The sequence below is a fragment of the Gordonia sp. (in: high G+C Gram-positive bacteria) genome (assembly GCF_020438995.1).
Classification (GTDB): Bacteria; Actinomycetota; Actinomycetes; order Mycobacteriales; family Mycobacteriaceae; genus Gordonia.
This window is the reverse complement of the sequence record NZ_JAGQTN010000184.1, coordinates 1-25671: the sequence shown is the minus strand read 5'-3', so window position 1 is coordinate 25671 and position 25671 is coordinate 1. Positions and strand designations below refer to the sequence as shown.

26 protein-coding genes, 1 pseudogene and 1 riboswitch are annotated in these 25671 nt (G+C 66.1%); of the genes and pseudogenes, 12 read left to right on the top strand and 15 right to left on the bottom strand.

Translation table 11 applies throughout. The annotated features are described in order from the left end of the window. Positions 1 to 3 precede the first annotated feature (3 nt). The 3 genes from purQ to KDB67_RS13415 all read right to left on the bottom strand — a co-directional run bounded on the left by purQ (position 4) and on the right by KDB67_RS13415 (position 1510). Positions 4 to 684, bottom strand: coding sequence for a phosphoribosylformylglycinamidine synthase subunit PurQ (gene purQ, locus KDB67_RS13425; RefSeq protein ID WP_291016425.1), 681 nt, complete (start codon positions 682 to 684; stop codon positions 4 to 6). A 4-nt stretch (positions 685 to 688) separates the two neighbouring features. After that, complete coding sequence (purS, locus tag KDB67_RS13420; RefSeq protein WP_291016421.1) at positions 689 to 925, bottom strand: phosphoribosylformylglycinamidine synthase subunit PurS; 237 nt, start codon at positions 923 to 925, stop codon at positions 689 to 691. Between the two features lie 99 nt (positions 926 to 1024). Beyond that, positions 1025 to 1510, bottom strand: coding sequence for a glutathione peroxidase (locus tag KDB67_RS13415; protein WP_291016419.1), 486 nt, complete (start codon positions 1508 to 1510; stop codon positions 1025 to 1027). Between the two features lie 123 nt (positions 1511 to 1633). Between KDB67_RS13415 and KDB67_RS13410 the strand changes: the two genes are divergently transcribed. From KDB67_RS13410 to KDB67_RS13400, 3 genes are all read left to right on the top strand, one after another. Further along, positions 1634 to 2140 (top strand): MarR family transcriptional regulator, encoded by a 507-nt coding sequence (locus KDB67_RS13410; protein ID WP_291016417.1) that lies wholly within the window; start codon positions 1634 to 1636, stop codon positions 2138 to 2140. 41 nt (positions 2141 to 2181) lie between these two features. After that, the gene (locus KDB67_RS13405; protein WP_291016415.1) at positions 2182 to 3744 is read left to right on the top strand and encodes a DHA2 family efflux MFS transporter permease subunit; all 1563 of its coding nucleotides are present in this window, start codon (positions 2182 to 2184) and stop codon (positions 3742 to 3744) included. 153 nt (positions 3745 to 3897) lie between these two features. Further along, positions 3898 to 5439 carry a DHA2 family efflux MFS transporter permease subunit gene (locus KDB67_RS13400; protein ID WP_291016413.1) on the top strand — a complete coding sequence of 514 codons (1542 nt, stop codon included), beginning with the start codon at positions 3898 to 3900 and terminating at the stop codon, positions 5437 to 5439. Between the two features lie 154 nt (positions 5440 to 5593). Here KDB67_RS13400 and KDB67_RS13395 read toward each other — a convergent pair whose 3' ends face one another. Continuing rightward, the gene (locus tag KDB67_RS13395; protein ID WP_291016412.1) at positions 5594 to 7774 is read right to left on the bottom strand and encodes a S9 family peptidase; all 2181 of its coding nucleotides are present in this window, start codon (positions 7772 to 7774) and stop codon (positions 5594 to 5596) included. Then, positions 7771 to 8670, bottom strand: coding sequence for a phosphoribosylaminoimidazolesuccinocarboxamide synthase (locus tag KDB67_RS13390; protein ID WP_291016409.1), 900 nt, complete (start codon positions 8668 to 8670; stop codon positions 7771 to 7773). Before KDB67_RS13390 ends, KDB67_RS13395 begins: the two co-directional genes overlap by 4 nt. 222 nt (positions 8671 to 8892) lie before the next feature. Between KDB67_RS13390 and KDB67_RS13385 the strand changes: the two genes are divergently transcribed. Together KDB67_RS13385 and KDB67_RS13380 are read left to right on the top strand one after the other, a co-directional pair. Continuing rightward, the gene (locus KDB67_RS13385; protein WP_291016407.1) at positions 8893 to 9246 is read left to right on the top strand and encodes an Lsr2 family protein; all 354 of its coding nucleotides are present in this window, start codon (positions 8893 to 8895) and stop codon (positions 9244 to 9246) included. Between the two features lie 99 nt (positions 9247 to 9345). After that, on the top strand, positions 9346 to 9633 hold the full coding sequence (locus KDB67_RS13380; protein WP_291016404.1) for a SelT/SelW/SelH family protein: 288 nt from the start codon (positions 9346 to 9348) through the stop codon (positions 9631 to 9633). 4 nt (positions 9634 to 9637) lie between these two features. On the opposite strand, the gene purB is transcribed toward KDB67_RS13380, so the two are convergent. From purB to KDB67_RS13355, 5 genes are all read right to left on the bottom strand, one after another. After that, positions 9638 to 11065, bottom strand: a complete 1428-nt coding sequence (gene purB / locus KDB67_RS13375; RefSeq protein ID WP_291016402.1) for an adenylosuccinate lyase — start codon at positions 11063 to 11065, stop codon at positions 9638 to 9640. 72 nt (positions 11066 to 11137) lie between these two features. Beyond that, the gene (locus KDB67_RS13370) at positions 11138 to 12256 is read right to left on the bottom strand and encodes a glutamate--cysteine ligase (protein ID WP_291016450.1); all 1119 of its coding nucleotides are present in this window, start codon (positions 12254 to 12256) and stop codon (positions 11138 to 11140) included. 58 nt (positions 12257 to 12314) lie between these two features. Beyond that, positions 12315 to 13070, bottom strand: a complete 756-nt coding sequence (locus tag KDB67_RS13365; protein WP_291016400.1) for a superoxide dismutase family protein — start codon at positions 13068 to 13070, stop codon at positions 12315 to 12317. A 141-nt stretch (positions 13071 to 13211) separates the two neighbouring features. Continuing rightward, a complete protein-coding gene (locus KDB67_RS13360) occupies positions 13212 to 13691 on the bottom strand; it encodes a LytR C-terminal domain-containing protein (protein WP_291016397.1) in 480 nt (159 codons plus the stop codon). Between the two features lie 65 nt (positions 13692 to 13756). Continuing rightward, a complete protein-coding gene (locus KDB67_RS13355) occupies positions 13757 to 14116 on the bottom strand; it encodes a DUF3263 domain-containing protein (RefSeq protein ID WP_291016395.1) in 360 nt (119 codons plus the stop codon). 278 nt (positions 14117 to 14394) lie between these two features. Here KDB67_RS13355 and KDB67_RS13350 point away from each other — a divergent pair, with 278 nt between their 5' ends. The 5 genes from KDB67_RS13350 to KDB67_RS13330 are packed head-to-tail and all read left to right on the top strand — an operon-like array spanning position 14395 to position 17865. Further along, positions 14395 to 14997 carry a peptide deformylase gene (locus KDB67_RS13350; RefSeq protein ID WP_291016392.1) on the top strand — a complete coding sequence of 201 codons (603 nt, stop codon included), beginning with the start codon at positions 14395 to 14397 and terminating at the stop codon, positions 14995 to 14997. Positions 14998 to 15015: 18 nt separating this feature from the next. Then, entirely contained in the window at positions 15016 to 15996 is a 981-nt protein-coding gene (locus tag KDB67_RS13345) for a GNAT family N-acetyltransferase (RefSeq protein WP_291016389.1), read from the top strand. A gap of 32 nt (positions 15997 to 16028) precedes the next feature. Next, the gene (locus tag KDB67_RS13340; protein WP_291016386.1) at positions 16029 to 16583 is read left to right on the top strand and encodes a ribonuclease domain-containing protein; all 555 of its coding nucleotides are present in this window, start codon (positions 16029 to 16031) and stop codon (positions 16581 to 16583) included. Beyond that, positions 16583 to 17083, top strand: coding sequence for a barstar family protein (locus KDB67_RS13335; protein ID WP_291016382.1), 501 nt, complete (start codon positions 16583 to 16585; stop codon positions 17081 to 17083). Before KDB67_RS13340 ends, KDB67_RS13335 begins: the two co-directional genes overlap by 1 nt. 5 nt (positions 17084 to 17088) lie before the next feature. Then, the gene (locus KDB67_RS13330; RefSeq protein WP_291016379.1) at positions 17089 to 17865 is read left to right on the top strand and encodes an exodeoxyribonuclease III; all 777 of its coding nucleotides are present in this window, start codon (positions 17089 to 17091) and stop codon (positions 17863 to 17865) included. On the opposite strand, the gene KDB67_RS13325 is transcribed toward KDB67_RS13330, so the two are convergent. The 4 genes from KDB67_RS13325 to KDB67_RS13310 form a co-directional block, all read right to left on the bottom strand. Then, positions 17835 to 19142: a SidA/IucD/PvdA family monooxygenase gene (locus KDB67_RS13325; protein ID WP_291016376.1), complete on the bottom strand. Its 1308-nt coding sequence runs from the start codon at positions 19140 to 19142 to the stop codon at positions 17835 to 17837. The two genes, KDB67_RS13330 and KDB67_RS13325, sit on opposite strands and share 31 nt — an antisense overlap. After that, positions 19139 to 20539, bottom strand: a complete 1401-nt coding sequence (locus KDB67_RS13320; protein ID WP_291016448.1) for a salicylate synthase — start codon at positions 20537 to 20539, stop codon at positions 19139 to 19141. Before KDB67_RS13320 ends, KDB67_RS13325 begins: the two co-directional genes overlap by 4 nt. Before the next feature lie 121 nt (positions 20540 to 20660). Beyond that, positions 20661 to 21413 (bottom strand): siderophore-interacting protein, encoded by a 753-nt coding sequence (locus KDB67_RS13315; protein WP_291016373.1) that lies wholly within the window; start codon positions 21411 to 21413, stop codon positions 20661 to 20663. A gap of 30 nt (positions 21414 to 21443) precedes the next feature. Then, positions 21444 to 21794 (bottom strand): GNAT family N-acetyltransferase, encoded by a 351-nt coding sequence (locus KDB67_RS13310; protein WP_291016371.1) that lies wholly within the window; start codon positions 21792 to 21794, stop codon positions 21444 to 21446. 246 nt (positions 21795 to 22040) lie between these two features. Then, positions 22041 to 22155: riboswitch (TPP riboswitch) on the top strand. A 321-nt stretch (positions 22156 to 22476) separates the two neighbouring features. Here KDB67_RS13310 and thiC point away from each other — a divergent pair. Both thiC and thiD read left to right on the top strand, forming a co-directional pair. Next, positions 22477 to 24081: pseudogene (thiC, locus tag KDB67_RS13305) on the top strand (phosphomethylpyrimidine synthase ThiC); the annotation flags it as partial. Further along, positions 24078 to 24920: a bifunctional hydroxymethylpyrimidine kinase/phosphomethylpyrimidine kinase gene (gene thiD, locus KDB67_RS13300; protein ID WP_291016369.1), complete on the top strand. Its 843-nt coding sequence runs from the start codon at positions 24078 to 24080 to the stop codon at positions 24918 to 24920. The pseudogene thiC and the gene thiD, both read left to right, overlap by 4 nt. Positions 24921 to 24951: 31 nt before the next feature. Here the strand turns inward: thiD and KDB67_RS13295 are convergent, their stop codons facing one another. Then, complete coding sequence (locus tag KDB67_RS13295; RefSeq protein ID WP_291016367.1) at positions 24952 to 25515, bottom strand: peroxidase-related enzyme; 564 nt, start codon at positions 25513 to 25515, stop codon at positions 24952 to 24954. Positions 25516 to 25671: the final 156 nt, after the last annotated feature.

Here is a 25671-nt window from a genome sequence, read left to right as displayed (position 1 = left end):
GGCTCAGACGGTGGCGAGGATGGAGTCGATGGCCGAGTAGAACAGCCCGAGGCCGTCGTCGCTCGGACCGGTCAGCGCCTCGGTGGCGTGTTCGGGGTGCGGCATGAGCCCGACGACGCGGCCGGTCTCGTTGCTGATGCCCGCGATGTTCAGGGTCGACCCGTTGGGGTTACCGCCCGCATACGTGAACACGACGCGACCCTCACCCTCAAGCTCTTCGAGTTTGCGCTGCGGTGCGACGAACCGGCCCTCACCGGACTTGAGCGGGATCAGGATCTCCGCACCCCGCTCGAACCGGCTGGTCCAGGCGGTGGTGTTCGATTCGACGCGCAGCCATTCGTCGCGGCAGATGAAGTGCAGGCCCTCGTTGCGGATGAGGGCACCCGGCAACAGACCGGCCTCGCACAGGATCTGGAAACCGTTGCAGATACCCAGGACCGGCATGCCCTTGCCCGCGGCGTCGACCACCGACTGCATCACCGGCGCGAACTTGGCGATGGCACCGGCGCGCAGGTAGTCGCCGTAGGAGAAGCCGCCGGGCACGATGACCGCGTCGACGCCCTTGAGGTCATCGTCGCCGTGCCACAGCGCGACCGGTTCGGCACCGGCCAGGCGCGCGGCGCGCGCGGCGTCGACGTCGTCGAGGGTTCCGGGGAAGGTGATGACACCGATACGCACAGCCATGAGCTCAGCTCACCCGCGAGACGCTGAAATTTTCGATGACCATATTGGTCAGCAGTTCCTCGGCGATCCGCTCGAGTGTGGCGTCGTCGACAGAGTCGTCGACCTCCAGCTCGAACCGCTTGCCCTGCCGGACGTCCGCGATCCCGGCGAAACCGAGACGGCCCAGCGCCCCGACGATCGCCTGGCCCTGCGGGTCGAGAATCTCGGCCTTGGGCATCACATCGACCACCACACGCGCCATCGTCCGTACGCTCCTCGTCTCTTACGGAATCAATGAGCACTCACCTTACCGGGTGAGCCCGGGCCGGGGCGCATCGTGAAGCGCGCCCCGACCCTGTCATCAGGCGAGCGCGGCCTCGATGGCCTCGATCACCTCGGGGGCGTCGGGCTCGGTGCGCGGCCGGAAACGGCCCACGACGCTGCCGTCGGCACCGACGAGGAACTTCTCGAAGTTCCACTGGATATCTCCGGCCTCGCCCTTCGCGTCGGCGGTCTGGGTGAGCTCGGCGTACAGGGGGTGCCGGTCGTCGCCGTTGACGTCGGCCTTCTCCAGCAGCGGGAACGTGACGCCGTAAGTAGACGAACAGAAGGTGGCAATCTCCTCGGCCGAGCCCGGTTCCTGCCCGGCGAACTGGTTGCAGGGCACCCCGACGACGGTCAGACCGCGATCACCGTACGTGCCGGCGAGCTTCTCCAGCGCGGTGTACTGCGGGGTGAGTCCGCATTTGCTGGCGACGTTCACCACCAGCAGCGGTCCGGTGAAGGTACTCAGGTCCAGGTCGGAGCCGTCGAGGGCATGTACGGGGATCTCTTTGATATTGGCCATAGCGGCCAAGCGTAGTCACACCCCGGCCCGGCGCGTGGTTGCGCTCACACCGATCGCATCGGGTGCCCAACATCACCAATGCTTGCGTTCACGAAATAGTTGCATCGGAGTTAGCATTTTCGGGTGACCAATCCAGCCCATGCCACCACTGAAGCCGGCCAAGCGACCGGCGAGACGTGTGCGGCGCTGGCCGAGTTCCTGCACAGGTTCATGACCGCCGCCAAGACCAACGCGACGGACTTCCTGGCGGGCACCGACCTGACGTTCTCCCAGCTCAAGGTGCTGTTCACCGTCGGCTCCCACGACCGGGCGCTGTCGGTGAACGAGATCGCCGAACGCATCCACCTGTCGCTGGCGGCCACCGGCCGCACCGTCGACAAACTCGTCGGCGCCGACCTGGTCAACCGCCGCGAGGACGACACCGACCGGCGCGTCAAACGGATCTCGCTGACCGCCGCCGGGCAGCGGTTCATCGACTCCGAGCGGGCCGTCAAGGAACAGACGATCACCAGCTTCGTCGACACCCTGCCCGCCGACGTCAGTGACCAGCTCCGGGACGCACTCAACAGGATCCTGCACGCCGACACCGACTATTTCGCCGCGTGCACCGCCGCACCGCACACCGTCTGACCAGATTCGCCATTACCTCTCATCACGACAGGAAAACCGCTATGTCCTCCACCACCGGCAACTCGCCGGCGTCCACGCAGACGCCGCCGGCCCCGGCACCACAGGGCGGCCTCGACCGCAAGGTGCTGCTGGTCGCGGGCGTCGTCGTCCTCGGCGCCATCATGTCGATCCTCGACGTCACCGTCGTCGCCGTCGCGCAGAACACCTTCCAGAACGAATTCGGCACCGACGCCGCCGGCGCCGCCTGGACGATGACCGGCTACACCCTGGCCCTGGCCGCGGTGATCCCGCTGTCGAGCTGGGCGGTGGCCCGGTTCGGTGCCCGCAACGTGTACCTGACCTCCCTGGTGCTGTTCACCATCGGCTCGGCCCTGTGTGCGATGGCCTCCAGCATCGGCATGCTGGTGGCGTTCCGCGTGATCCAGGGCCTCGGCGGCGGTCTGCTGATGCCCGTCGGCATGATGATCCTCACCAAGGCCGCCGGCCCCGAACGCGTCGGTTCGGTCATGGCCGTCCTCGGTATCCCGATGCTGCTGGGCCCGATCGCCGGCCCGATCCTGGGCGGGCTGCTCATCGAGAAGGCGAGCTGGCACTGGGTGTTCTTGATCAACGTGCCCGTCGGCATCGTCGCGTTCGTGTACTCGTGGATCGTCCTGCGCGACAAGCAGGAGACCAGCCGGCCCTCGATCGACATCATCGGGCTGGTGCTGCTGTCCCCCGGCCTGGCGCTGTTCCTCTACGGCATCTCCGTCAGTGCCGAAGAAGGCACGTTCCTCGCCGCCAAGGTGCTCATTCCCGCGGCCGTGGGCCTGGTGCTGATCCTGGCGTTCATCGCCCACGCCCTCCGCAGCAAGGCCCCGCTGCTGGATCTGCGGCTGTTCGGGAACCGGACCCTGTCCATATCGGTGATCGCGATGACACTCTTCATGATCGCGTTCTTCGGCGCCTCGCTGCTGTACCCGCAGTACTTCATCGGTATCCGCGGCGAATCGACCCTGGCCGCCGGTCTGCTGCTGGCACCGCAGGGTATCGGCGCGATGATCACGATGCCGATCGCCGGCCGACTCACCGACAAGATGGGTCCGGGCAAGTTCGTCCTGGGCGGCCTGGTCCTGATCGCCCTGGGTATGGGCACTTTCACCTTCCTCGGCGCCGACAGCTCGTACTGGTTGCTGTGCGGGGCACTGTTCGTGCAGGGTCTGGGCATGGGCATGACGATGATGCCGATCATGTCGTCGGCGCTGGCCACCCTGAACTCGTCGCAAGTTCCCGACGGTTCGACGCTGGTGAACGTGGTGCAGCAGACGGCCTCATCGATCGGTACCGCCATCATCTCGGTGGTGCTGGCCTCCAACCTGGCCGCGCACGCCGAGTCGAAGCTGGCGATCGCTTCCAACGCCGCGCCCGAGCAGTACGACAAGCTCGTCGCAGCCGGTCAGGCCCCCGCCGAGGTACCCACGCAGTGGCTGGACTGGGGCGCGTCCGCCTTCGCCGGCGCGTTCGTCATCTCCGCCGTGCTCATCGCGGTCACCTTCGTCCCGGCGTTCTTCCTGCCGCGTAAGCGGATCGCCGGCGCCGAGTCCGCCCCGGTGATGATGCACTGAGGTCGCCGACCTCGTGCCCGTGCCCGGTTCGTCCGGCACGGGCACAGTCGCGTCCGGACCCTCACCTGCCCACATTGCTTGTGCCGGTGCAATAGTTGCAGGGACGCCCGTGGCGACTTCCGTCCTCGGCCCCCATCACGCACAGGAGACCTTGTGACCGATTCACCGGCCGGTGCCGCGCCGCCGCACAAGACCAATCTCGACAAAGAGGTGCTCATCGTCGCCGGTGTGGTCGTGCTCGGCGCGATCATGTCGATCCTCGACGTCACCGTCGTGTCGGTCGCGCAGAACACCTTCCAGAACGAGTTCAACACCGACGCCGCCGGCGCCGCCTGGACGATGACCGGCTACACCCTGTCGCTGGCCGCGGTCATTCCGCTGTCCGCGTGGGCCGCGGGCCGCTTCGGCACCAAGAACGTCTTTCTCACTTCGGTGGTGCTGTTCACGCTCGGCTCCGCGCTGTGTGCCCTGGCCTCGAGTATCGGGATGCTCGTCGCGTTCCGGATGATCCAGGGACTCGGCGGCGGCCTGCTGATGCCGGTCGGCATGATGATCCTCACCAAGGCCGCGGGCCCGGAACGGATGGGCTCGGTGATGGCCGCCCTCGGTATCCCGATGCTGCTCGGCCCGATCGGCGGACCGATCCTCGGTGGCTTCCTGATCGAGCAATTGAGCTGGCACTGGATCTTCCTGATCAACCTGCCGATCGGCATCATCGCCCTCGTCTACGCCTGGTTCGTCCTCGACAAGAACTACGAGCCGACGCGCGCGAACGTCGATGTTCTCGGCCTCGTGCTGCTCTCCCCCGGTCTGGCGCTGTTCCTGTTCGGGCTGTCGGGCAGCGCCGAGAAGGGCACCTTCGCCTCGACCCGCGTGCTGGTGCCCGCGGGTATCGGCCTGGTGCTGATCGTCGCGTTCGTCGTACACGCGCTACGCACCGACAAGCCGCTGCTCGACCTGCGCCTGTTCACCAATGCCACCCTGCGCAACGCGCTCATCACGATGTCGATGTTCGCGATCGCGTTCTTCGGGTCGACGCTGCTGTTCCCGCAGTACTTCATCGGTGTCCGGGGTGAGGGCACCATGATGGCCGGACTGCTGCTGGCACCGCAGGGCATCGGTGCGATGGTAACGATGCCGGTCGCAGGGCGGCTCACCGACAAGATGGGTCCGGGCAAGTTCGTCCTCGTCGGCATCACGCTGATCTTCGCCGGCCTCACCCCGTTGATGTTCCTCGGTGCGGACACCTCGTACTGGCTGATCGGGAGTGCGCTGTTCGTGCAGGGCCTCGGTATGGGCATGACGATGACCCCGATCATGACCTCGGCTCTGGCCAAGCTGCGCCCCACCGACGTCCCCCACGGTTCGACCCTGCTGAACGTCACCCAGCAGACCTCGTCATCGATCGGCACAGCCCTGTTCTCGGTGCTGCTGGCCACCAACCTCAGCAGCCACAAGGAGTCCGGGCTCGCCATCCTCTCGAACGCCTCCGAAAAGGACTACGCCGCACTCGCCGACAAGGCAGGCCTGCCGCCACAACCGCCGCAGCAGTGGTTCGACTGGGCGGCGTCGGCGTTCGGGACGACGTTCATCGTCGCCTGCGTCCTCGTCGCGCTCACGCTGATCCCGGCCTACTTCCTGCCACGGACCCGGATCACCCCGGCCGAGGACGCCCCACCGATGATCGCGCACTGACCCCCTTCCGTTGATTGAGGTGCGAGGAGCGCAAGCGATCGAGCATCGAAACCCGGTGAGACGACATCGCTATCTCACGAGGGTTGCCACGCTCGATCGCTGGCGACCTCACACCTCAACTGGCGGTGGGGGCGTCGGCCGGCGGAGGGTCTCGTCAGAAGGTGACGGCTCCGGTCTGCTGGAGGATCCAGGCCAGCTCGAACGAGGCCTCCTCCCACTTCTTGTAGCGTCCGCTGACTCCGCCGTGCCCGGCAGACATCTCGGTCTTGAGCAGAACCGGATGCTCGGATGTGCTCAGTTCCTGAAGGCGGGCAACCCATTTGGCGGCCTCGGTGAACAACACCCGGGTGTCGTGGAGGGAAGCCAGCGCGAGAATCGGCGGGTACGGCTGGGCCGTCACGTTCTCGTACGGGGTGTAAGACTTCATGTACTCGTACACCTCGGCATTGTGCAGCGGGTCGCCCCATTCGTCCCATTCGGTCACGGTCAGCGGCAGCGACGGATCGAGGATCGAGTTGAGCGCGTCCACGAACGGCACCGACGCCAGAATCCCGTGGAACAGTTCGGGTGCCAGGTTGGCGACCGCACCCATGAGCAGACCGCCCGCCGAACCGCCCTCGGCCACCATCTGATCGGGCGTGGTCCAGCCCGAATCGATGAGATACCTTGCGGCGTCGACGAAGTCGGTGAAGGTGTTCTTCTTGCTCAGGGTCTTGCCGTTTTCGTACCAGTACCGACCGAGTTCTCCGCCACCACGGATGTGGGCGAACACCATCACCACACCGCGGTCGAGCATCGACAGCCGTGCGGCGCTGAACGCCGGGTCGAGGCTCGATTCGTACGATCCGTAGCCGTACAGCAGCAGCGGCGCCGGACCTGTCACATCCTTGCGGCGGATCACCGACAGCGGCACCTTGGTACCGTCGGCGGCGGTGGCCCATTCGCGTGACTGCGCGTAGTCGGCCGGGTCGTAGCCGCCGAGCACCGGCTGCCGCTTGAGCAGGGTACGTTCGCCGGTGGCGACGTCGAGCTCGAGGAGCTCGGACGGTTCGATGAAGCTGCCGTACGCGATCCGCAGCCGCGGCGTCGCCCATTCGGGATTTCCGGCCAGCGCAACCGAATACAGTCCCTGATCGAACTCCACCTGGACGAAATCGCGTGCCGTCGGCAGTCCGTCGACTGTGCGCAGATCCGCGATCGACAACTGCGGGATACCGCCGGATCGGTAGGACAGCACCAGATAGTCGCTGAATGCGTCGAGATCCTCGATCCGCACGCCGGGATCGTGCTCGATCAGCGGCCGGCGCGCCGCAGGATCGGTGACGGGGGCGATGTCGACGGCGAAGTTCTCCAGCTTCACACCGTCTCGGATCTCGTTGTGCATGAAGGCGAAGTAGTCCTCGCCGTCGACGATCAGGTGTTCGACGCCGTATTCCACGCCCTCCACGCGCGGCGCGATACTACGGAATTCGCCGGTCGGATCGGTGGAGTCGAGAATGTATGCCTCCGAGGTGATCTTGGAACTCACCCCGATGATCAGATACTTGTCGCTGTGTGTGGTGCCGATACCCACCCCGTAGCGTTCATCGGGCTCGTGAAACACCTTGACGTCGTCGGTGCCCGCCCCGATGTCGTGGCGCCACACCGTATCCGGACGCCAGGCGTCGTCCACGGTCGGATAGAACACGTGCCGGGCGTCGAGCGACCACACCGCCCCGCCCGCGGTGCCGGGGATCTCGTCGTCGAGAAGTTCGCCGGTCCGAAGGTTCTTGAACCGCAACGTGTATCGTTCATCGCCGACGTTATCGACACCGTAGACCAGCCAGTCGCCGTCCTCGGAGATGCTGAACGCGCCGAGGCTGAAGAAGTCGGTACCCTGCGCCTCGATGTTGGCGTCGAAGGTGATCTCCTCGCCGGGCACGCTGTCACCGATCTTGGGCGGTGTCCAGTCGTCGTCGCCGGAAACCGGGCAGCGACAACTGATCCCGTATTGCTTGCCCGCCTGCGTTCGGGAGTAGTACCAGTAGCTTCCCCGCCTGCTGGGCACCGACATATCGGTCTCTTTGACGCGGGACTTGATCTCGTTGAAGATCTGTTTGCTCAGGTCACCGAGATGACCGGTGTGAGCCTCGGTATGGCGGTTCTGCGCCTCCAGGTAGTCGATGACCTCCTGGTTCTGCTTGTCGCGCAACCATTCGTACTCGTCGACGAAGGTATCGCCGTGATGGGTACGTTCGGTGGGCACCTTCTTGGCAACCGGTGGCACGCTCTTGCCTTCGGGTGCTTGCTTTTCCGGCACTGTTTTCCCTTCTGGAGTGGCCGGGGTCACGCTCATCCCCGCACCTCCGCGTCCGGCCAATCGGCGAACTTCAACTGTGAAATCAATTCATAGGCTTCGATATACCGCTGCCGAGTGCGTTCGATTACGTCCTCGGGCAGTTCGGGCGGTGGATTGTCGGCCGCGCGATCCCAACCCGAATCGGGCCCGGTGAGCCAATTGCGGACGATCTGTTTATCGAAACTGGGCTGCACCTGCCCGGCCCGATAGCCGGCAGCGTCCCAGTACCGCGACGAGTCCGGGGTCAGCACCTCGTCGGCGAGGACGAGTTCTCCGTCGGTCCCGAGACCGAATTCGAACTTGGTGTCGGCCAGGATTATGCCCCGTTCAGCGGCCAGTTGTGCGCCCCGTGAATAGATGTCGAGCGTCGCGGTGCGCAACGCCGCGGCCTGCTCGGCGCCCACATCCTCGACGACGCGGTCGAAGCTGATGTTCTCGTCGTGTTCACCTTGTTCGGCCTTGGTGGCCGGGGTGAAGATCGGCTCGGGCAGCTTGTCGGCCTCCCCGAGACCCTCGGGCAGTCCGATTCCGCACACCGCGCCGGTGGCGCGGTAGTCGAGCAGGCCCGAACCGGTCAGATAGCCCCGTGCGACGCATTCGACCTGCACCATCGGCAGTTTGCGCACCACCATCGAGCGGCCCACGACCTCGGCAGGGATACGTTCATCCGTGGGGCCGCCGGCGAGATGATTCGGGACGCCGAGGGCGTCGAACCAGAAAAAGCTCATAGCAGTCAGGATGCGGCCTTTGTCCCGAATGGCGGGCCGGAGAATATGGTCGTAGGCGGAGATACGGTCGGTGGCCACCAGCAGCAAGGTGTCGGCGTCGATCTCATAGATCTCGCGTACCTTTCCCGAGGCCACATGCTGATACGACTGCAAGTTCGGGCGCATACGTCGAGCCTAGGGCATACCTCCGGGTCCCCGGTGCCGTCCCCTCCGGTGCGGTCCCTCCGGCATGGCCGGCCGCGACCGACACGCCCGGAAATCGGGAACATCTCCGCATTCTGCTACATTTCGATGGCAGACCACGATCACCGACAGCCCGGTCGGCTGCCGCATCGCAGGTCGAGACATTCGCACTGAAACATTCACACTGATTAAGGAATTCATCCGGTGAGACAAATTGTCGAGCAGATTATTGACGACCTCGACGGAACGGTGCTCGCGGAGCACGAAACCGTGACATTCTCCGTCGACGGCACCACCTACGAATTTGACACCAGCATCGAGCATGCCGAAGAATTCCGGGACAGTCTGCAGCTGTACATCGAGTCATCCCGGCAGATCGTCAATGGCAACGTGGTCACCCGCAAGCGTGTCGCCAGCGTGGGACAGGACCGGCCATCTGCCGAGCAGAGCCGCGCCATCCGGGATTGGGCACGGGCCAATGGGTACGAGGTCAGCAACCGCGGCCGCGTGCCCGCACCCATCGTCGAGGCCTTCGAAGCCGCCCACCCCATCCGCTGAGCCCTATCCCGCCCGAGCCCTATCCCGCCCGAGCCCTATCCGCTTGAGCCCTATCAGCTTGAGCTATGCCCGGCACCGTTGCCGGGCATACTTACCGGCATGAGCGCACCCCGGATCACCATTACCTACTGCACCCAGTGCAATTGGCTGCTGCGGGCGTCATGGATGGCAAGTGAACTGCTCAACACCTTCGGCGCCGAACTCGGTTCGGTGACGCTGGTTCCCGGCACGGGCGGCGTCTTCCACATCGACGTCGACGGCACGCAGGTGTGGGAACGCAAGCGTGACGGCGGATTCCCGGACGCGGTCACCGTCAAACAATTGATCCGCGACGCGGCACTGCCCGATTGGAATCTCGGGCACGCCGACCGCGCCGCGGATCAGTGACCGCCTACAGGATCGGGGCCGGTGTATAGGCCGCGGCCTCCGGGTACTCGTCGATGATCCGCTGCGCCGCGGCCACCACATCGGCCACCTGCTGCTCGGCGGCACCGATGAACGCCTTCTTGTCGGCGAGGGCCTCCTCGAGTTGCACCCGGTCCAGCGGCAACCGCTCATCGGCGGCCAGCCTGTCGAGCAGATCTGGTTCGCGACCCTCCTCGCGCATCGCCAGCGCGACGGCCACCGCGTTCTCCTTGATCGCCTCGTGCGCGGTCTCGCGCCCCACCCCGGCCCGCACCGCCGCCATCAGCACCTTGGTGGTGGCCAGGAACGGCAGGTACCGGTCGAGTTCGTTGGCGATCACCGCCGGGTAGGCGCCGAACTCGGCGAGCACCGTCAGGAAGGTCTCCATCAGGCCGTCGAGGGCGAAGAACGCGTCGGGCAGCGCGACGCGACGCACCACCGAACAGAACACGTCGCCCTCGTTCCACTGCGCGCCGGCCAGTTCCGCGGCCATCGAACCGTAGCCGCGCAGGACCACCGCCAGGCCGTTGACCCGCTCGCAGCTGCGGGTGTTCATCTTGTGCGGCATCGCCGAGCTGCCCACCTGGCCGGGCTGGAAACCCTCGGTGACCAGCTCGTGCCCGGCCATCAGCCGGATGGTGTGCGCCAGCGACGACGGTGCGGCGGCCGTCTGGACCAGGGCAGAGACCACGTCGTGGTCGAGCGAACGCGGATACACCTGCCCCACCGACGTCAGCGACCGCGAGAACCCGAGATGCCGCGCTACGCGCTGCTCTAGATCGGCCAGCTTGGCGGCGTCGCCGTCGAGCAGGTCGAGCATGTCCTGGCTGGTGCCCATCGGGCCTTTGATCCCGCGCAGCGGATACCGGTCGATCAGCTCACGCAGCCGCGTCAGCGCGATCATCAGTTCGTCGGCGGCCGAGGCGAACCGCTTACCGAGCGTGGTGGCCTGGGCGGCCACATTGTGCGACCGTCCGGCCATCACCACCGTCGAGTACTGCGCGGCCCGGTCGGTGATTCGGGCCAGCACCGCCACACCGTGGGCGTGCACATGTTCCAGCGAACGCAGGATCTGCAGCTGCTCGACGTTCTCGGTCAGATCGCGGCTGGTCATGCCCTTGTGGATCTGTTCGTGCCCGGCGAGCGCGTTGAACTCCTCGATCCGCGCCTTCACGTCGTGCCGGGTGACGCGTTCGCGGTCGGCGATCGATTGCAGATCCACCTGGTCGACGACCTGTTCGTAGTCGGTGATCGCCTGCTCAGGGACGTCGATGCCCAGATCCCTCTGCGCCTTCAGCACTGCGATCCACAATTGCCGTTCGAGCACGATCTTGGCGCTCGACGACCAGATCGAGGTCAGGTCGGCGGAGGCATACCGGGAGGCCAGGACGTTGGAGATGGCAGGTTTCGACACGGCGCAAGTCTATAAGCACACGCGACGCGGCCTGCAATCTCCCGTCGGGCGGACGATGACCGCGGCACCGCGTCAGAGTTCGGCGACCACCGAGGCGACGACCTCACGCATCGAGCCGGTGCGGGCGAACACCGCGCGTTGGCGCTGGTAGCTGGCTCCGCGCTCGATGATCCCGTGGATACCGGCCAGCTCATCACTGCAATCCAGCGAATCAGCAATCGGCTCAAGATGTTTCAGCAGATCGGCGAGATCGTCGGTGACGAGCCGTTCATCGAGTTCCCGGTCACAGATGACGATGGCGTCGAGGCCGTAGCGGGCCGCGCGCCACTTGTTCTCCTGCACCAGCCACGGCGGCATCGTCGGCAATTCCTCGCCCGCGTCCATCCGCTGCGACAGATCGACGACCAGACAGTGGATGAGCGCGACCAGCGCCGACAACTCGGCGATGTTGGTGGCCCCGTCACACACCCGCACCTCGATGGTGCCCAGATGCGGCGACGGCCGGATGTCCCAGCGGATCTCGTTGGTGTGGTCGATGATCCCAGTTATCTTTTGATCGGAAACGAACTTCTCGAACTGCGCCCACCGCGTGAACTGGAACGGCAGCCCCGCGGTGGGCAACTGCTGGAACATCATCGCCCGATTGCTGGCGTAGCTGGTGTCCTGCCCCGCCCACATCGGCGACGACGCGGACAGCGCCAGCAGGTGCGGGTAGTAGTTGAGCAGCGCATCGAGGATCGGCAGCACCTTGTCACGCCGGTCGATGCCGACGTGCACATGCACACCCCAGATGAGCATTTGCCGGCCCCAGTACTGGGTGCGCTCAATGAGTTCGGCATACCGGTGCCCCTCGGTGAGCAACTGCGTCGACCACTCGGCGAACGGGTGCGTGCCCGCGCCGTAGAGGTCGACGCCGAGTTCGTCGGTGAGCTCGCGGACCGCACCGAGGGTCGCCGACAGGTCGGCCATCGCCTCACCGGTGTTACGGCAGATACCGGTCACCAACTCGACGGTGTTGCGCAGCAGCTCTTTGTGCACTTTGCCGTCCGGGCCCGGGATCCGGCTGCCGACCAGCTCGAACAAGGCCGCGGCCGAGTTGGACAGGTCGCCGGTCCGCTTGTCGGTGAGGGCGAACTCCCACTCGACGCCGAGACTGGGTGTCGGCGACCCGACGAACTCGATCGGGGTGATCACGACGGTCTGTTCCGCGTTGCGGAGTACGGCCCGGACTACCGGTGCGCCCCGGGTATCAGTGGCCGCCGGACTTGTGCTCGCCGGACTTGTCGTCCCCGGACTCGTCATCACCGGACTCGCTGCTGCCGTGGTCACCGGACGCCTCGGCCTCGATGACACCGCACGCGATGCGCGAGCCGGCGTCACCGGTGGTCAGGGTCTTCTCATCGGGCTTGGCCGCATACCGGGTGGGGATGTTGCCGAAGTTGTCGGCATCGGCGTGAATGATGATCGACTTGCCGTCGATCTGATCCAGAGTCACCTTGTCGGTGGTGGTGGTCACTTCACCGGAGCCGTCCTCCAGGACATTGATCGACACCAGGTCGCCGCTCGCGGGATGTCCGGTATTGCCATCGACCTGCAGGTGGCCACCGGCCGAGGTGAACGGTTCGGAACCCGACGCCTTGCATTCGCCGTTGGTGTGCAGGTGCATACCGTGGAAACCGGCGGGCAGACCGCTGACGATGACGGACACCTTCACCGCATCGCCGAGGGTGGTGAAGGTGGCGGTGCCGACGGGCTTGCCCTTGGCGTCCTTGAGGGAGGCGGTGGCCTTGCCCGAATGCCCGTCCACGCCCGTCCCCTCACCCGGAGGCGCCTGGTCGCCGGTCACGACCGACGGTGCGGTGTACGGGGCATCGGATGCGTGTTCGTCGGGCGAACAGGCGGACAGGCCCGCGCCGATAGCGCCCGCCGCCGCGATCACCGCGACCACACGCGCGGTACGACGACGGCCGGTGGCCGGGGTGGCGAGGTGAGAACTGGCGGACATGGCACTCCTCGTGTCTGGTGGGACCACGTGTCTGGTGGACCAAGTATTACAGGGCGTAGTGGATGTGTGGTCGATGGGTACGGTGATTCGGCCATCGACACGACCGACAACACACCGCACCGATCAGCCACACCGCACCGATCAGCGGCTCACGACGATCACGGGCACTCCGTCGGCGCATTGGCTGAACGCGGCGGGCCGGGCCTCGATGCTCGCCCCGCCCCCGAGTGCCCTCGACACCCGCTGCGCCGTCGACTTGTTGCCGGAGTCGTAGAAGATCGTGTTCTCCGTGAACGAACTGGTGGTGAGATTACCCGTGTCGGACACCCGGAAGCCCTTCTTCTCCAGCTCCGAACTGACCTCACTCGCCAATCCTGCGACCGTCCCCGCGTTGAACACGCATAACGCCGGGCCGCGGCCCGAGGAGGATCTGCCCGGCGCGGACGTGGAGGCGGAGGTCGCGGACATCTTGGCGCCCGCCTCGGCGAGCTTCTGCTCGGGGTCGTCGCCACCCGAGGCCGCCGAATGCCAGGCAAGCCCGAAGAACACGACCGCCACCGACAGCAGCAGCATCGCTCCCGCACGGAAGGGAAGCCTGTTCTGTTCCCGGTCAGCTTTCATCTCGGCAACTTTAACTCACAGCGGATCGCGGGATCGGCGCCACCGACTGCTCATGCAACCGGATGTCAGGTGATCTCGAAGCCGAGCCGGCGTGCCGCACGCGCCTTCTGACGGGCCGAGCGCAGCCGCCGCAGCCGCTTGACCAGCATCGGGTCGGCGGCAAGCGCCTCCGGCCGGTCCACCAGCGCGTTGAGCACCTGGTAGTAGCGGGTCGACGACAACCCGAACAACTGCTTGATGGCCTCTTCCTTGGCACCCGCGTACTTCCACCACTGGCGTTCGAACGCCAGGATGTCGTGATCGCGGCGCGAGAGGCCGTCCTCCCCGATCGCCTTGGGATCGGCTGGCGAGGCCGCAGGCTCCACCACGTCCGTAGGTGTGATCCGGTCACCGTGATCGCGGCTACGCGCTGCTGCGCTATCCATGTCGCTCCCTTTGGATTCGCCCCATGCTTATGGACACCCCCCGACTGATTCACTGCCCATGCTCGCCCTGATCCGGGTTCTCGCATTGACGTGGTGACTCACATCGATGTCGTTCGCCAGCAATCTAAACACGGCCGAGCGCACCAACCCCGGCATGACTCGCCACCGCGCACCGATCGGAGAAAATCCGGCGGTAATCTGACACACGCGGGCAGGGCCGGCGATCACCGGGAACCCGCACCGGACCTTTCCGCACGCGTCACGAGAGAAACGAACACATGGCTATTCTCCCGATCTGCATCATCGGCGAACCCGTCCTGCACACGCCGACCGCACCCGTCGTACTCGACGACCAAGGCCGCCCGGCCGCTGAGATCGTCACACTGCTCGACGACATGTACGAGACGATGGACGCCGCACACGGTGTCGGTCTGGCCGCCAACCAGGTGGGTGTGGGCCTGCGGATGTTCGTCTACGACTGCCCCGACGAGAGCCGCGGGTCGGTGATCCGCCGGCGCGGCGAGGTGATCAACCCGGTGCTGGAGACCTCCGAGATCCCCGAGACGATGCCCGACCCGGACGACAACGACGAGGGCTGCCTGTCGGTGCCGGGTGAGCAGTTCCCCACCGGCCGCGCCGATTGGGCCCGCGTCACCGGAACCGACCGCAACGGCGCCGAGGTGGTCATCGAGGGCAACGACTTCTTCGCCCGGATGCTGCAGCACGAGACCGGTCACCTCGACGGTTTCCTGTACGTCGACGTCCTCGTCGGCCGCAACGCCCGTGCGGCGAAGAAGGCCGTCAAACGCAACGGCTGGGGCGCCCCCGGCCTCACCTGGCTGCCCGGCGCCCAGGAGGACCCCTTCGGCCACGATGACTGAGCTCATCACTCGGCTGCCATGAGCGAGCCGTTGATCGGCGATCGGGTGGTGGTGCGCTACCGGCTCGGTGCGGACACGCCCGCGGACTGGCGCGGTGCGCCCAATCCGGCCACCACGTCGGGACCGTCACTGTCGGATGTGACCGGCGTCGTCGTCGGGGACGGTGCGGATAGGATCCGGCTCGACCGGGACGACACCGTCGTGGAGATCCCCCGATCTGCGGTGACCTCGATCCGGGTGCTGTCGCTGCGGACCGTGCGCAACAGCGAGATCAGAGCCGTCGAGTACGCGGCGGCGCACGCCTGGCCGGGCACCGAGTCGCAGTGGATCGACGGGTGGCTGGTGCGCGCCGGCGGCGGCTACACGCGACGCGCCAACTGCGCGGTGCCCATCGACATCGGAGCCCGCGCGGACGGGCCGACACTGAGCGCGATCACCGACTGGTACCGGGACCGGTCCCTACCGCCGCAACTGGCTTGGCCCGACCGGCTCCTTCCGGCCGCACATCTGCCCGGGCGGATCGAACAGCCAGTGCAGGTACTGACAGCGGAGATCGCGCAGGTCACGGGCGGGACCAGCACCGCAGAGGTGATCTGTGAACCCGCCGCCGGCTCCGAGTGGCTCGATGTGCGCCTGGACCCTGCAACCTCGCCCGCCGACCATGCCATGGCCGCGGCGGTGATCAGCTCAGTGCGCAACGGCCGGCTCGTCTTCGCCGGCATCCGCGACGACGAGCGGCTCGTGGCGATCGGCCGCGGAGCAATCACCCCGACTGCGGCCGGCAACCCCGTTCTCGGCGTCACCGCCCTGCACACGCTGTCCGGTCACCGTGGCCGTGGACTGGGCGGCCAAGTGCTGGCGGCTCTGCTCGGCTGGGGCCGGGATCTCGGCGCGGGCACGGCGTACCTGCAGGTCGATGCCGCCAACCGCGCGGCCGGCGCCTGGTATCGGCGACTCGGCTTCGGCCTGCACCACCAGTACGGGTACGTCCGGCTGTAGCGGCGCGCCGTCATGGCCTACCGTTGTCTGCGATGTCTGCTTCCAGCGCGCAGGGCCGCAAACGGTCCGCACAGATCACTGTCATCGCCGTACTGATCATCGCCGCCCTGTGCGTGATCGCCCTGCTGGTCACCGGCGGAAACGACGACACCGGGTCCGGCACCCACGCGGTCACGTCGTCGGGCACGGTCAAGCCCACCTTCCGGACAAGTCCGAAACCCACCGCGCCCAGAAGCTCAGCTCAAAAAAGTGCGAGCCAAAAGAGCACAACCCAGAAGCGGTCTACCCAGAGCAGCAAGATCCCCACGCACGCGCTGGCCACACTCGAACTGATCGACGCCGGGCAGTGGCCCGACGCGGCCGACGCACCCGGTACCCGTGGCGGCATCAACTTCCGTAACAATGAAGGTCTGCTCCCGCGCACCGGATCCGACGGCCGCCGCCTGAGGTTCCAGGAGTGGGACGTGAACCCGAAGAAGCCGGGCCGCAGCCGCGACGCCGAACGCATCATCACCGCCGACGACGGCTCGGCCTGGTACACCGACGACCACTACCGTTCCTTCACCCGGATTCGAGGACCGAACTGATGGATTCCCCGATCTCGTTGCGCCAGTTCCTGATCAACGCCACCCACGACGGCCCGCCGATCGGGCTTCTCGGTTCGGCGCACATGCCGTCCCCCGGACGGCGCTTCTCGGTACGCACCGTCGACGCAGCCGGGATGACCACGCTGTCCGGACTGTTCACAGCGTTCTCCCGGGCCTGGGAGTTCGGCAAGTCGTTCGGCTACAACAAGGACTCCTTCGACGACTGCATGCGTGATCTCGACGGCCGGGCGCTCTCGGCCGGAGTGGTCCCGCCGACGGGCTATCTGACGCACATCTCACGCGCCCACAATCTGCTCACCGCGGACCTCGGGCAGCTCGACTGGTTCGCCTCGTCGTTGCTGTTCTACCGCGATCACTACGCCCACCAGGCCCATCCGTCCGCCACGTTCGCCGTCGTACTGTCGACGTCCGAACGTCGCCGCCCGATCGTCCGGACGCGCTGGGAGACCGCCGGCGCCACCCTGGCCGAGATCGACTGACCGCCATGCGGATAGCCACGTGGAACGTCAATTCGATCCGTGCCCGCTCGGAAACCGTGGTGGCGTGGATGGAACGCCATGACATCGACGTGCTGGCGATGCAGGAGACGAAATGTCCCGACGACCAGTTCCCGGTGATGAGTTTCCTCGCGAGCGGCTACGACGTCGTGTTCTGCGGGCAGGGCGGATTCAACGGTGTGGCCATCGCCTCGCGGGTCGGCCTCGAATCGGTGCAGTACGGCTTCGACGGGCAGCCCGCATTCGCCGATGTGGGCGTCGAGGCACGGGCCGTGGCCGCGGTGTGCGACGGCGTGCAGGTGTGGAGCCTGTACGTCCCGAACGGACGATCGCTCACCGACCCGCACTACGCCTACAAGCTGGAATGGTTGTCGGCACTCGCCGACCGCAGCGCGCTGTGGCTCGCCCACGATCCGGCCGCGCAGATCGTGCTGGCCGGTGACTGGAACGTCGCACCCACCGACGACGACGTGTGGGACCGGACCTACTTCGAGGGCAGACCGCACGTCACCGAGGCCGAACGAGCTGCACTCGCCGCGTTCACCGGTCACGGGTTCACCGACGCGGCGCTCCCCTACGCGCCCGGCTACACCTGCTGGGACTACACCCAGTTGCGGTTTCCACGCGACGAGGGCGTGCGCATCGACTACCTGCTGTGCTCACCGGCGCTCGGTGACCGGGTGTTCGACGCCCATGTCGACCGCAATGCCCGCAAAGCCCGAGGTGCCAGCGATCACGCGCCGGTGGTCCTCGAGATCAGCTGAGGGCTGTGCGCCAGCACCGAGTCGATGATCTCCCCCGCACGGACCGCGATGTTGGACAACAGTGTCGACGACAACCCGTGCGTGGCCTCGGCGCCGCCGTTGAGGTAGACGCCCGCGCACACGTTGTCGACTGTGGCGAGCCGGTAATCGCGGCCCACGACCGGACCTTCGTCGTCGAATAGGCACGACTCCGACGCATCGCCGAGCAGGTCCCTGATGTTGCCCGGTGCGAAACCGGTGGCGCAGACCAGTGCGTCGACCCGGATGGTGTCCTCGGCACCGGTCATCAGGTTACGGGTGCCGACGCTGACCCCGTCGGCGTCCTCGACGGCGCCGGTGACCTCGGTGGTGCGGTGGATGAGCAGACGCCGGCTGCCGGTCACGCTTTCGTGGTACTCACGCCGGTACAACTCCTCGAGCAGGTCCATGTCGACCGCCGAATAGTTGGTGCTGCGGTGATAGTCCATCATCCGTTCCCGGACGTGGACGGGGGCCGAGTACCACAGGTCGACGGTGTCCGGGTCGAACACCCGGTTCGCAAACGGGCTGTCGTCCGACGGTGAGAGACCGAACTTGGTGTGCAGCAGGTGCACCCGCGCTTGCGGGTAGGTGCTGTGCAGATATTCGACCACCTCCGCGGCACTCTGGCCGGCACCGAGCACCGCGAACGCCCCGTTATGCGCCGACGGTATCCGGCCGATCCGGGTGAGGATGTCGTGATTGTGGAATATCCGGGCACTGGGCACGAGTCCGCAGGGAATCCTGCCGACGAGTCCGGGCGCGAAAAGTACGTTGCGGGCCCGCAATTCGAACGGACCGTCGGGGCCGTGACAGCTCACCACCACCTGATCGCCGTCGAAAGCGATTCGCTGCGCACGGGTTCCGTACCGGACGTCAGCACCGACGGTGTCCGCGGCCCAGGCGAGATAGTCCCCGAATTCGTGCCTGCTCGGAAAGAAGGTCTGCTGATTGATGAAATCAACCATCCGGCCTTTGGCGTGCAGATAATTGAAAAAGGTGTAGGCACTTCGCGGATTCCGCATGGTGGCAAGGTCTTTGGGAAAGGCTATCTGCATATTGGCACCCGGCAACATCATTCCGGGATGCCAGCTGAACTCCGGTTTGCTTTCCACAAAAGCCGCACTCAGTGCGGTACCGGACTCGGCGAGTTCTTCGAGAACGACCGCCACCGCCAGATTCGCCGGACCGAAACCGATTCCGACCACATCGAGGACATCGAGGACATCGGAGCCGAGAGTATCGGGACGGGCGGTCACAATGAACCTCTCGCGCCATCACTGCCGGGCTGCTGCGCAGCGACGATGAACGGCGCCAGGCCGACGAGCTTCTCGCAGGTCTCCTCGAACTCGCGATCCGGCCGGGACTGTTCGACGACACCTGCGCCCGACCGCAGCCACGCCTGCCCGTCCTGCGCGTACACCGATCGCAGCACCAGTGCCGCCTCCAGCTCGCCCGACGACGACGCGGTCATGATCGCGCCCGAATACAGGCTGCGTGGTTTCGGCTCGAGCCGATAGACGGCGTCGAGTGCGGGTGCTTTCGGAATACCCGAGGCGGTGATCGACGGGAACAGTACCGACAGCGCCACCCACGGCCCGGTGTCGGTGCGCAGCGTGCCCCGCAGCGTCGACGCCAGGTGCTGGACGTGACCGCGTTCGCGGATCGCCATGAACTCGGTGACCGCGGTGGTGCCGGGTTCGGCGATCGACTCGATCTCGCCGAAGCAGGCCCGCACCGACACCGCGTGTTCGGTGATCTCCTTGCTGTCGTTGAGCAGTTCGTCGCGCGCCGCCGCGTCCTCCTCGGGCGAGCGGCCCAGCGGCCGGGTCCCGGCGAGCGGTTCGGTGAGCACCTGACGGTCGGCCGTCGCCGACACCACCAGCTCGGGGCTGAAGCCGGCGGTCTCGATCCCGCCGAGCGACACCAGGTACGACCGCATCGGATTGTTGGCGACGCGGGCGCGTGCGTAGGTGGCGGGCATGTCGACGGCGAACGGGATGTCGACATGCCGCGACATGATGACCTTCTGGTACTTGCCGTCGGCGATCTCCGATACCGCCGCCGCTACAGAACCCCGGTAGTCGTACGGATCGGAGTCGATGTCGATGGGCGGTGTGGCGCGCTGCGCGTTCTCATGGGCGATGTCGCCGGCGGACCGGGCCACCGCAAGCAGTTCGTCATCGAGCCCGACCCCGCCGATGTCCACGCCCCCTGCGCCCGCACTCTCGATGCCGTGCGAACTCACCGTCAACTCGACCCGCGGGACGATGAGGTGCGCGAGCACCGCGTCGTCGGCGACCCGATCACCCAGGCCGTGATGTCCGGCGGCGAAGTCGAAGCCGACCCAACCGTAGAGCTGCCAATCGGCCATCGGCAGTGCCGCGACCGCCTCGGCGAGTGCGTCGACCGGACGGGCGCCGGGGTCGTCCGCCCAGCGTCTGCTTGTGGTGGTGTCACCCGTTGACACCGAGACATCCGTACCGGTCAGCACGATGCGGGCGGCCACGTCGGCGGCGAATATCCACCGACCATCGCGTTCGTAAACCACGTACTCGGCAAAACGGCCGGTCGCCGCCCATGCCGCACAGATCTGCGCCGGATCGGCAGGAGCCCCGGCTTCCGTGTGTGCGGCCACAGTTGAACTCGCGGTCACATTCACGCAGAAACTCCTCCCCTGCGGGGACTCAGGCATCACAGGACCTCGGTACGCCATGTTTAGGAGAGCCTAAGTTACCCATACCCGAAATGTGAAATCTCACGGACCAGATCACGACTCAGGACGGGCCTCTCGTTTCCAGCCAGTATGCCTGCGATTTGACGCCCCGCCTGCCCAGCTTGTAGTCGGCACGCAGGATCGCGGCGACCGCCCGTGTCTGCGCCGTGTCCAGCGCCACCCAGCCGAACTGCCCGGAAGCATCGAACGCCGCAGACCGCAGAGCAGCCACGATACCCGCCTCGCTGTCGCGCCGAACCCACCGAATCGTGTCGTGTGACCGCAACCGGACCGGCAGGTCCATGTCGGTGTCGTGGACCCACTCGAACCAGATGACCGCAGGCGCCCCGGACTCACCGAGTTCGTCGAGCAGAGAGTTGATCGCGGGCAGCGACGCCGCGTCACCCACGATCAGCCAGCCGGTCGGGGCCGGTTCCGGGACGGCGAACGCCGAGCGCAAAAACGTCGCCCCGAGCACGTCGCCGGGTTGTGCGGTGAGCGCCCAGCGGGCTGCCGCACCCTCGTGGACGGCGAACTCGACGGCGAAGGCGTCGGCGTCCGGATCGGGATCGATGATCGTGTATCCGCGCTGGTGGGGTCTGCCATGCCGGTCCTCGAACCACAGTCGCAGGAACATCGTCGGGTGATACGGCCGCTCGCGCAGCAGACCTCCACCGGAGAACTCGAGCCGCACATACCGGTCGGTGAGGTACCTCGCGGCGGACGTCACCGTCAGCCGGTAGTCGTCAGCGCCGAACGCCCTCAGGATCAGACCCTGGATGCCCCGGTCCCCGCCGACGCCTGTCTCGGTCACCCGCCCCAGGTTACTGGGGCCAGAACAAGATCAAGCCGGTGCCAGCTCGACGATGCCGGGATGGGCGTCGACGTAGCGTTTGGTGAAGCTGCAGACGGGCCGCAATTGCGCACCGCAGTGTTTGACGTAGGCCAGCAGACCCCGGACCAGTCGTGCCCCCAGGCCGTGGCCGGTGTACTCGTCGTAGATGACGGTATGCATCACCGAGATGGTTGGTTTGCCGTCGACAACTTCTGAGGAGTAGCCGAGTACGCCCACAAGGTCCCCGGCGACCCACAGCTCGAACCGATCACGCTCGGGGTTGTGTACCACCTGGGAGATCTGATGCAGTATCGCCTGGGCCGACTGGGTCGGTCGGACTGACTGGGTCTTGCGCTGCACTGGTTCTGCCTCTCCACACTTCTGGTGACTCACTGCTTGTGATACGGATCACATACTACCGGTGCTTGCTGCTTCTCGCATCGCGATCTTGCAGAGGAAAATCACGTGGGTGCAGATTGTGCGCTCACAGTGACCCGATGCCCGTCAGCGTCTACGATGGCCGTCGAGTCGCAGCCGCATCTGCTCAGCCACATCTGCTCAGCAACACCGGCTCGGCCACGCATTCGCGATCACACGCGATCACATAAATGAACACGCGGGGGCTCCCACGATCACCGGGGGCTGAGATGGCGGCAGGCGGCCGCCGACCGCCTGAACCTGTCCGGGTAATGCCGGCGTAGGGAGAGCACCCATGGGCACCAGCCTGCCTGAAACAAGCCAACCTGCTACAAGCCGACCTGCTACAAGCCAACGCGCGACAAGCCCGTCTACAGCGAACCGGCCTGGTACCAAACCACCCTCAACGAGCCTGCCCGCCACCAGCAGCACACCCACGAACGCACCGGTCGACGGCCGAGGCATCACCACCGGCCCCATCGCCGGTAGCCACAAGCACTACAAGGAGATCCAGGCCAGAAGGGACACCCACGGCACCGGATGCGCCCAAGGCGACAGGAGCGGCGAAGCCGGCGGGAACACCGAGGGCAATGGGCGCATCGGGGGCCATCAGCACGGAGGCACGCTGCGGGTGCCGCAACGACGCATCGCACTCACCAACGGTGACCACCTTGATGTGTATGACACCTCAGGTCCGTACACCGACCCGTCGGCCGACATCGCCGTCGAACGCGGTCTACCACCGACCCGGGACTCGTGGCACCGGCCCGAACCCGCCCCGGCCGACCCCCGCGCCGGTTCCACCCGGGTGGCATCCACCCAGTTGGCTTGGGCACGGGCGGAAATCGTCACCGACGAAATGCGTTTCGTCGCCGCCCGTGAGGGTTTCGATCCCGAGGTCGTCCGCGAGGAGGTGGCCGCGGGCCGTGCCGTGATCCCCGCCAACCACCGCCACCCCGAGTCCGAGCCGATGATTATCGGCAAACGATTCGCCGTCAAGGTGAACGCCAATATCGGTAATTCCGCTGTGCGCAGCGATATCTCGGAAGAGGTGGAGAAGATGGTGTGGGCCACCCGCTGGGGCGCCGACACCATCATGGACCTGTCCACGGGTAAGGACATCCATCTCACCCGCGAATGGATCATGCGCAACTCCCCGGTGCCGGTCGGCACAGTGCCGATCTATCAGGCACTGGAGAAGGTGAACGGCGATCCCACCAAGCTGACGTGGGAGATATACCGCGACACCGTGATCGAGCAGGCCGAGCAGGGTGTCGACTACATGACGGTGCACGCCGGCGTGCTGCTGCGGTACGTGCCGCTCACCGCTCGCCGGGTCACCGGCATCGTCTCGCGCGGCGGTTCGATCATGGCGGCCTGGTGCCTGGCACACCATCAGGAATCATTCCTGTACAACCACTTCCGCGAGCTGTGCGAGATCTTCGCCAGGTACGACATCACCTTCTCCCTCGGCGACGGCCTGCGACCCGGCTCCATCGCCGATGCCAACGACGAGGCCCAGTTTGCCGAACTGCGCACCCTGGGTGAGCTGACATCGATCGCGAAAAGCTATGGCGTGCAGGTGATGATCGAAGGTCCCGGCCATGTTCCGATGCACAAGATCGTCGAGAACGTGCGTCTGGAGGAGGAACTGTGCGAGGAGGCACCGTTCTATACCCTCGGACCGCTGGCCACCGATATCGCCCCCGCCTACGACCACATCACCTCCGCGATCGGTGCGGCGATGATCGCGCAGGCCGGTACCGCGATGCTCTGCTACGTCACCCCGAAGGAGCACCTGGGACTGCCCGATCGCGACGACGTGAAAGTGGGAGTGATCACCTACAAGATCGCCGCACACGCCGCCGACCTGGCGAAGGCACACCCCCGGGCACAGGAACGTGACAACGCCCTGTCGCAGGCACGTTTCGAGTTCCGGTGGACCGACCAGTTCAACCTGGCCCTCGACCCGGACACCGCCCGCGACTACCACGACGAGACACTGCCCGCCGAACCCGCCAAGACCGCCCACTTCTGCTCGATGTGCGGCCCCAAGTTCTGCTCGATGCGCATCAGCGCCGACGTCCGCGCCTATGCGGAGAAGAACAACCTGGTCACGGCCGAGGACATCGATCGCAAGATCGCCGAGGAGATGGCGGCGAAGTCCGAGGAGTTCGCCGAACAGGGCAACCGGGTGTATTTGCCCCTTGAAACCGTAGGTGTGGAATGACAACCGAACTACCCACCGCGCCCACGGGTCTAACCCCCGTCCGGGTTCTGACCGTCGCCGGTTCGGACTCGGGCGGTGGGGCGGGTATGCAGGCGGACCTGCGCACGTTCGCCACCCTCGGCGTTCACGGCTGTGTCGCGGTCACCGCGGTCACCGTGCAGAACTCCCTTGGGGTACAGGGCTTCCAGGAGATCGAACCGCAGATAGTGGCCGGTCAGATCACGAGCGTCGTCACCGACATCGGGATCGGCGCCGCCAAGACGGGGATGCTCGCGTCAAGCGCGATCATCGAGGCCGTCGTCGATGCCTGCGGCGGCCTGGACATCGGTGGAGACGGCGCCATCCCACTGGTGGCCGATCCGGTGTGCGCGTCGATGCACGGCGATCCACTCCTGGCGACCGGAGCCCTGGATGCGTTGCGCACCGTCCTGTTCCCGATCGCAACGGTGGTGACACCTAATCTCGACGAGGTGCGGCTCATCACCGGCATCGACGTGGTCGACGACGCGTCCCAGCGTGATGCCGCACGCGCCCTGCACGGGCTGGGTGCCCGCTGGGCGCTGGTCAAGGGCGGCCACCTGCGCTCGTCGGCACAGAGCCCGGACCTGTTGTTCGACGGCGCGCAGTTCCACGAGTTCACCCACTCCCGAATCGACACGCCCCACGATCACGGCGCCGGCGACACCTTGTCTGCGGCGATGGCATCGGCTCTGGCACATGGCTTTTCGATGCCGGATGCGGTGGCGTTCGGTAAACGCTGGGTGACCCGCGGGCTGGAGGCCGCCTATCCGCTCGGCGCCGGCCACGGACCGGTCAATCCCCTGTGGAAGGTGGGCTGAGTGCGGTCCCGACTCCGAAACCCGTTGCGGATCAGCGATACTGCGACGCGTATTCGGTGTTGGGCCGCATATCGATCGCAGACGACACCCGGTTGGTCATGTTGAAGAACGCGGCGGTTGCCGAGATGTCCCAGATATCACGGTCACCGAACCCCACATCCCGTAGTCGCTGCCGGTCGGCTTCGTCGAGTTTGGCGGGTTGTTCGGTAACCTTCTCGGCGAATTCGAGCATCGCCCGCTGCCTGTCGTCGAGCGCAGCCGATCGAAAGTTCATGACCAGTTGTTCGCCGAGCAGTGGGTCGCCGGACAGTTGCCGCACCGCCGCGCCATGCGCAGTGAGGCAGTAGTAGCACTTGTTGACCGACGAGACGACGACCGCGATCATCTCCCGCTCCAGTTTCGAGAGTCCGGAATCGCCGAGCATCAGATCGTTGTACATGCCGGTGAAGGCACGCAGCTTCTCCTCGTCGAAGGTGTATGCCTGCAGGACGTTCGGGACCATTCCCAGTTTCTCTTCGCAGATCGCGAAGTACTTGCGGGTGGCCTCGCTGAGTTCCTGCGCGGGCAGATCCAGGGCGGTGATCGGCTCAGACATTCGAACGACTCCGTTCAACTCGTCGGGTGACTCCCATCACACCGTAACCCCGACGCAGACCGGATCGGCGGCCCGCCCTGTCCATCCAGGCTCTATCGGGCTCGGTCAACCCTCCAGCGCGTAGAGGGCGGGAAGGTTGACGACGATCGCCTCCTG

Excerpts from the sequence above, each read along its gene's own strand:
- KDB67_RS13335 (WP_291016382.1), top strand. The coding sequence starts at position 16,583 with ATGGATTCCCCGATCTCGTTGCGCCAGTTCCTGATCAACGCCACCCAC.
- purQ (WP_291016425.1), bottom strand. The coding sequence starts at position 684 with ATGGCTGTGCGTATCGGTGTCATCACCTTCCCCGGAACCCTCGACGAC.
- KDB67_RS13330 (WP_291016379.1), top strand. The coding sequence starts at position 17,089 with ATGCGGATAGCCACGTGGAACGTCAATTCGATCCGTGCCCGCTCGGAA.
- purS (WP_291016421.1), bottom strand. The coding sequence starts at position 925 with ATGGCGCGTGTGGTGGTCGATGTGATGCCCAAGGCCGAGATTCTCGAC.
- KDB67_RS13395 (WP_291016412.1), bottom strand. The coding sequence starts at position 7,774 with ATGAGCGTGACCCCGGCCACTCCAGAAGGGAAAACAGTGCCGGAAAAG.
- KDB67_RS13345 (WP_291016389.1), top strand. The coding sequence starts at position 15,016 with ATGAGCGAGCCGTTGATCGGCGATCGGGTGGTGGTGCGCTACCGGCTC.
- KDB67_RS13295 (WP_291016367.1), bottom strand. The coding sequence starts at position 25,515 with ATGTCTGAGCCGATCACCGCCCTGGATCTGCCCGCGCAGGAACTCAGC.
- thiD (WP_291016369.1), top strand. The coding sequence starts at position 24,078 with ATGACAACCGAACTACCCACCGCGCCCACGGGTCTAACCCCCGTCCGG.
- KDB67_RS13360 (WP_291016397.1), bottom strand. The coding sequence starts at position 13,691 with ATGAAAGCTGACCGGGAACAGAACAGGCTTCCCTTCCGTGCGGGAGCG.
- KDB67_RS13380 (WP_291016404.1), top strand. The coding sequence starts at position 9,346 with ATGAGCGCACCCCGGATCACCATTACCTACTGCACCCAGTGCAATTGG.
- KDB67_RS13390 (WP_291016409.1), bottom strand. The coding sequence starts at position 8,670 with ATGCGCCCGAACTTGCAGTCGTATCAGCATGTGGCCTCGGGAAAGGTA.
- KDB67_RS13355 (WP_291016395.1), bottom strand. The coding sequence starts at position 14,116 with ATGGATAGCGCAGCAGCGCGTAGCCGCGATCACGGTGACCGGATCACA.
- KDB67_RS13350 (WP_291016392.1), top strand. The coding sequence starts at position 14,395 with ATGGCTATTCTCCCGATCTGCATCATCGGCGAACCCGTCCTGCACACG.
- KDB67_RS13415 (WP_291016419.1), bottom strand. The coding sequence starts at position 1,510 with ATGGCCAATATCAAAGAGATCCCCGTACATGCCCTCGACGGCTCCGAC.
- KDB67_RS13405 (WP_291016415.1), top strand. The coding sequence starts at position 2,182 with ATGTCCTCCACCACCGGCAACTCGCCGGCGTCCACGCAGACGCCGCCG.
- KDB67_RS13340 (WP_291016386.1), top strand. The coding sequence starts at position 16,029 with ATGTCTGCTTCCAGCGCGCAGGGCCGCAAACGGTCCGCACAGATCACT.
- KDB67_RS13365 (WP_291016400.1), bottom strand. The coding sequence starts at position 13,070 with ATGTCCGCCAGTTCTCACCTCGCCACCCCGGCCACCGGCCGTCGTCGT.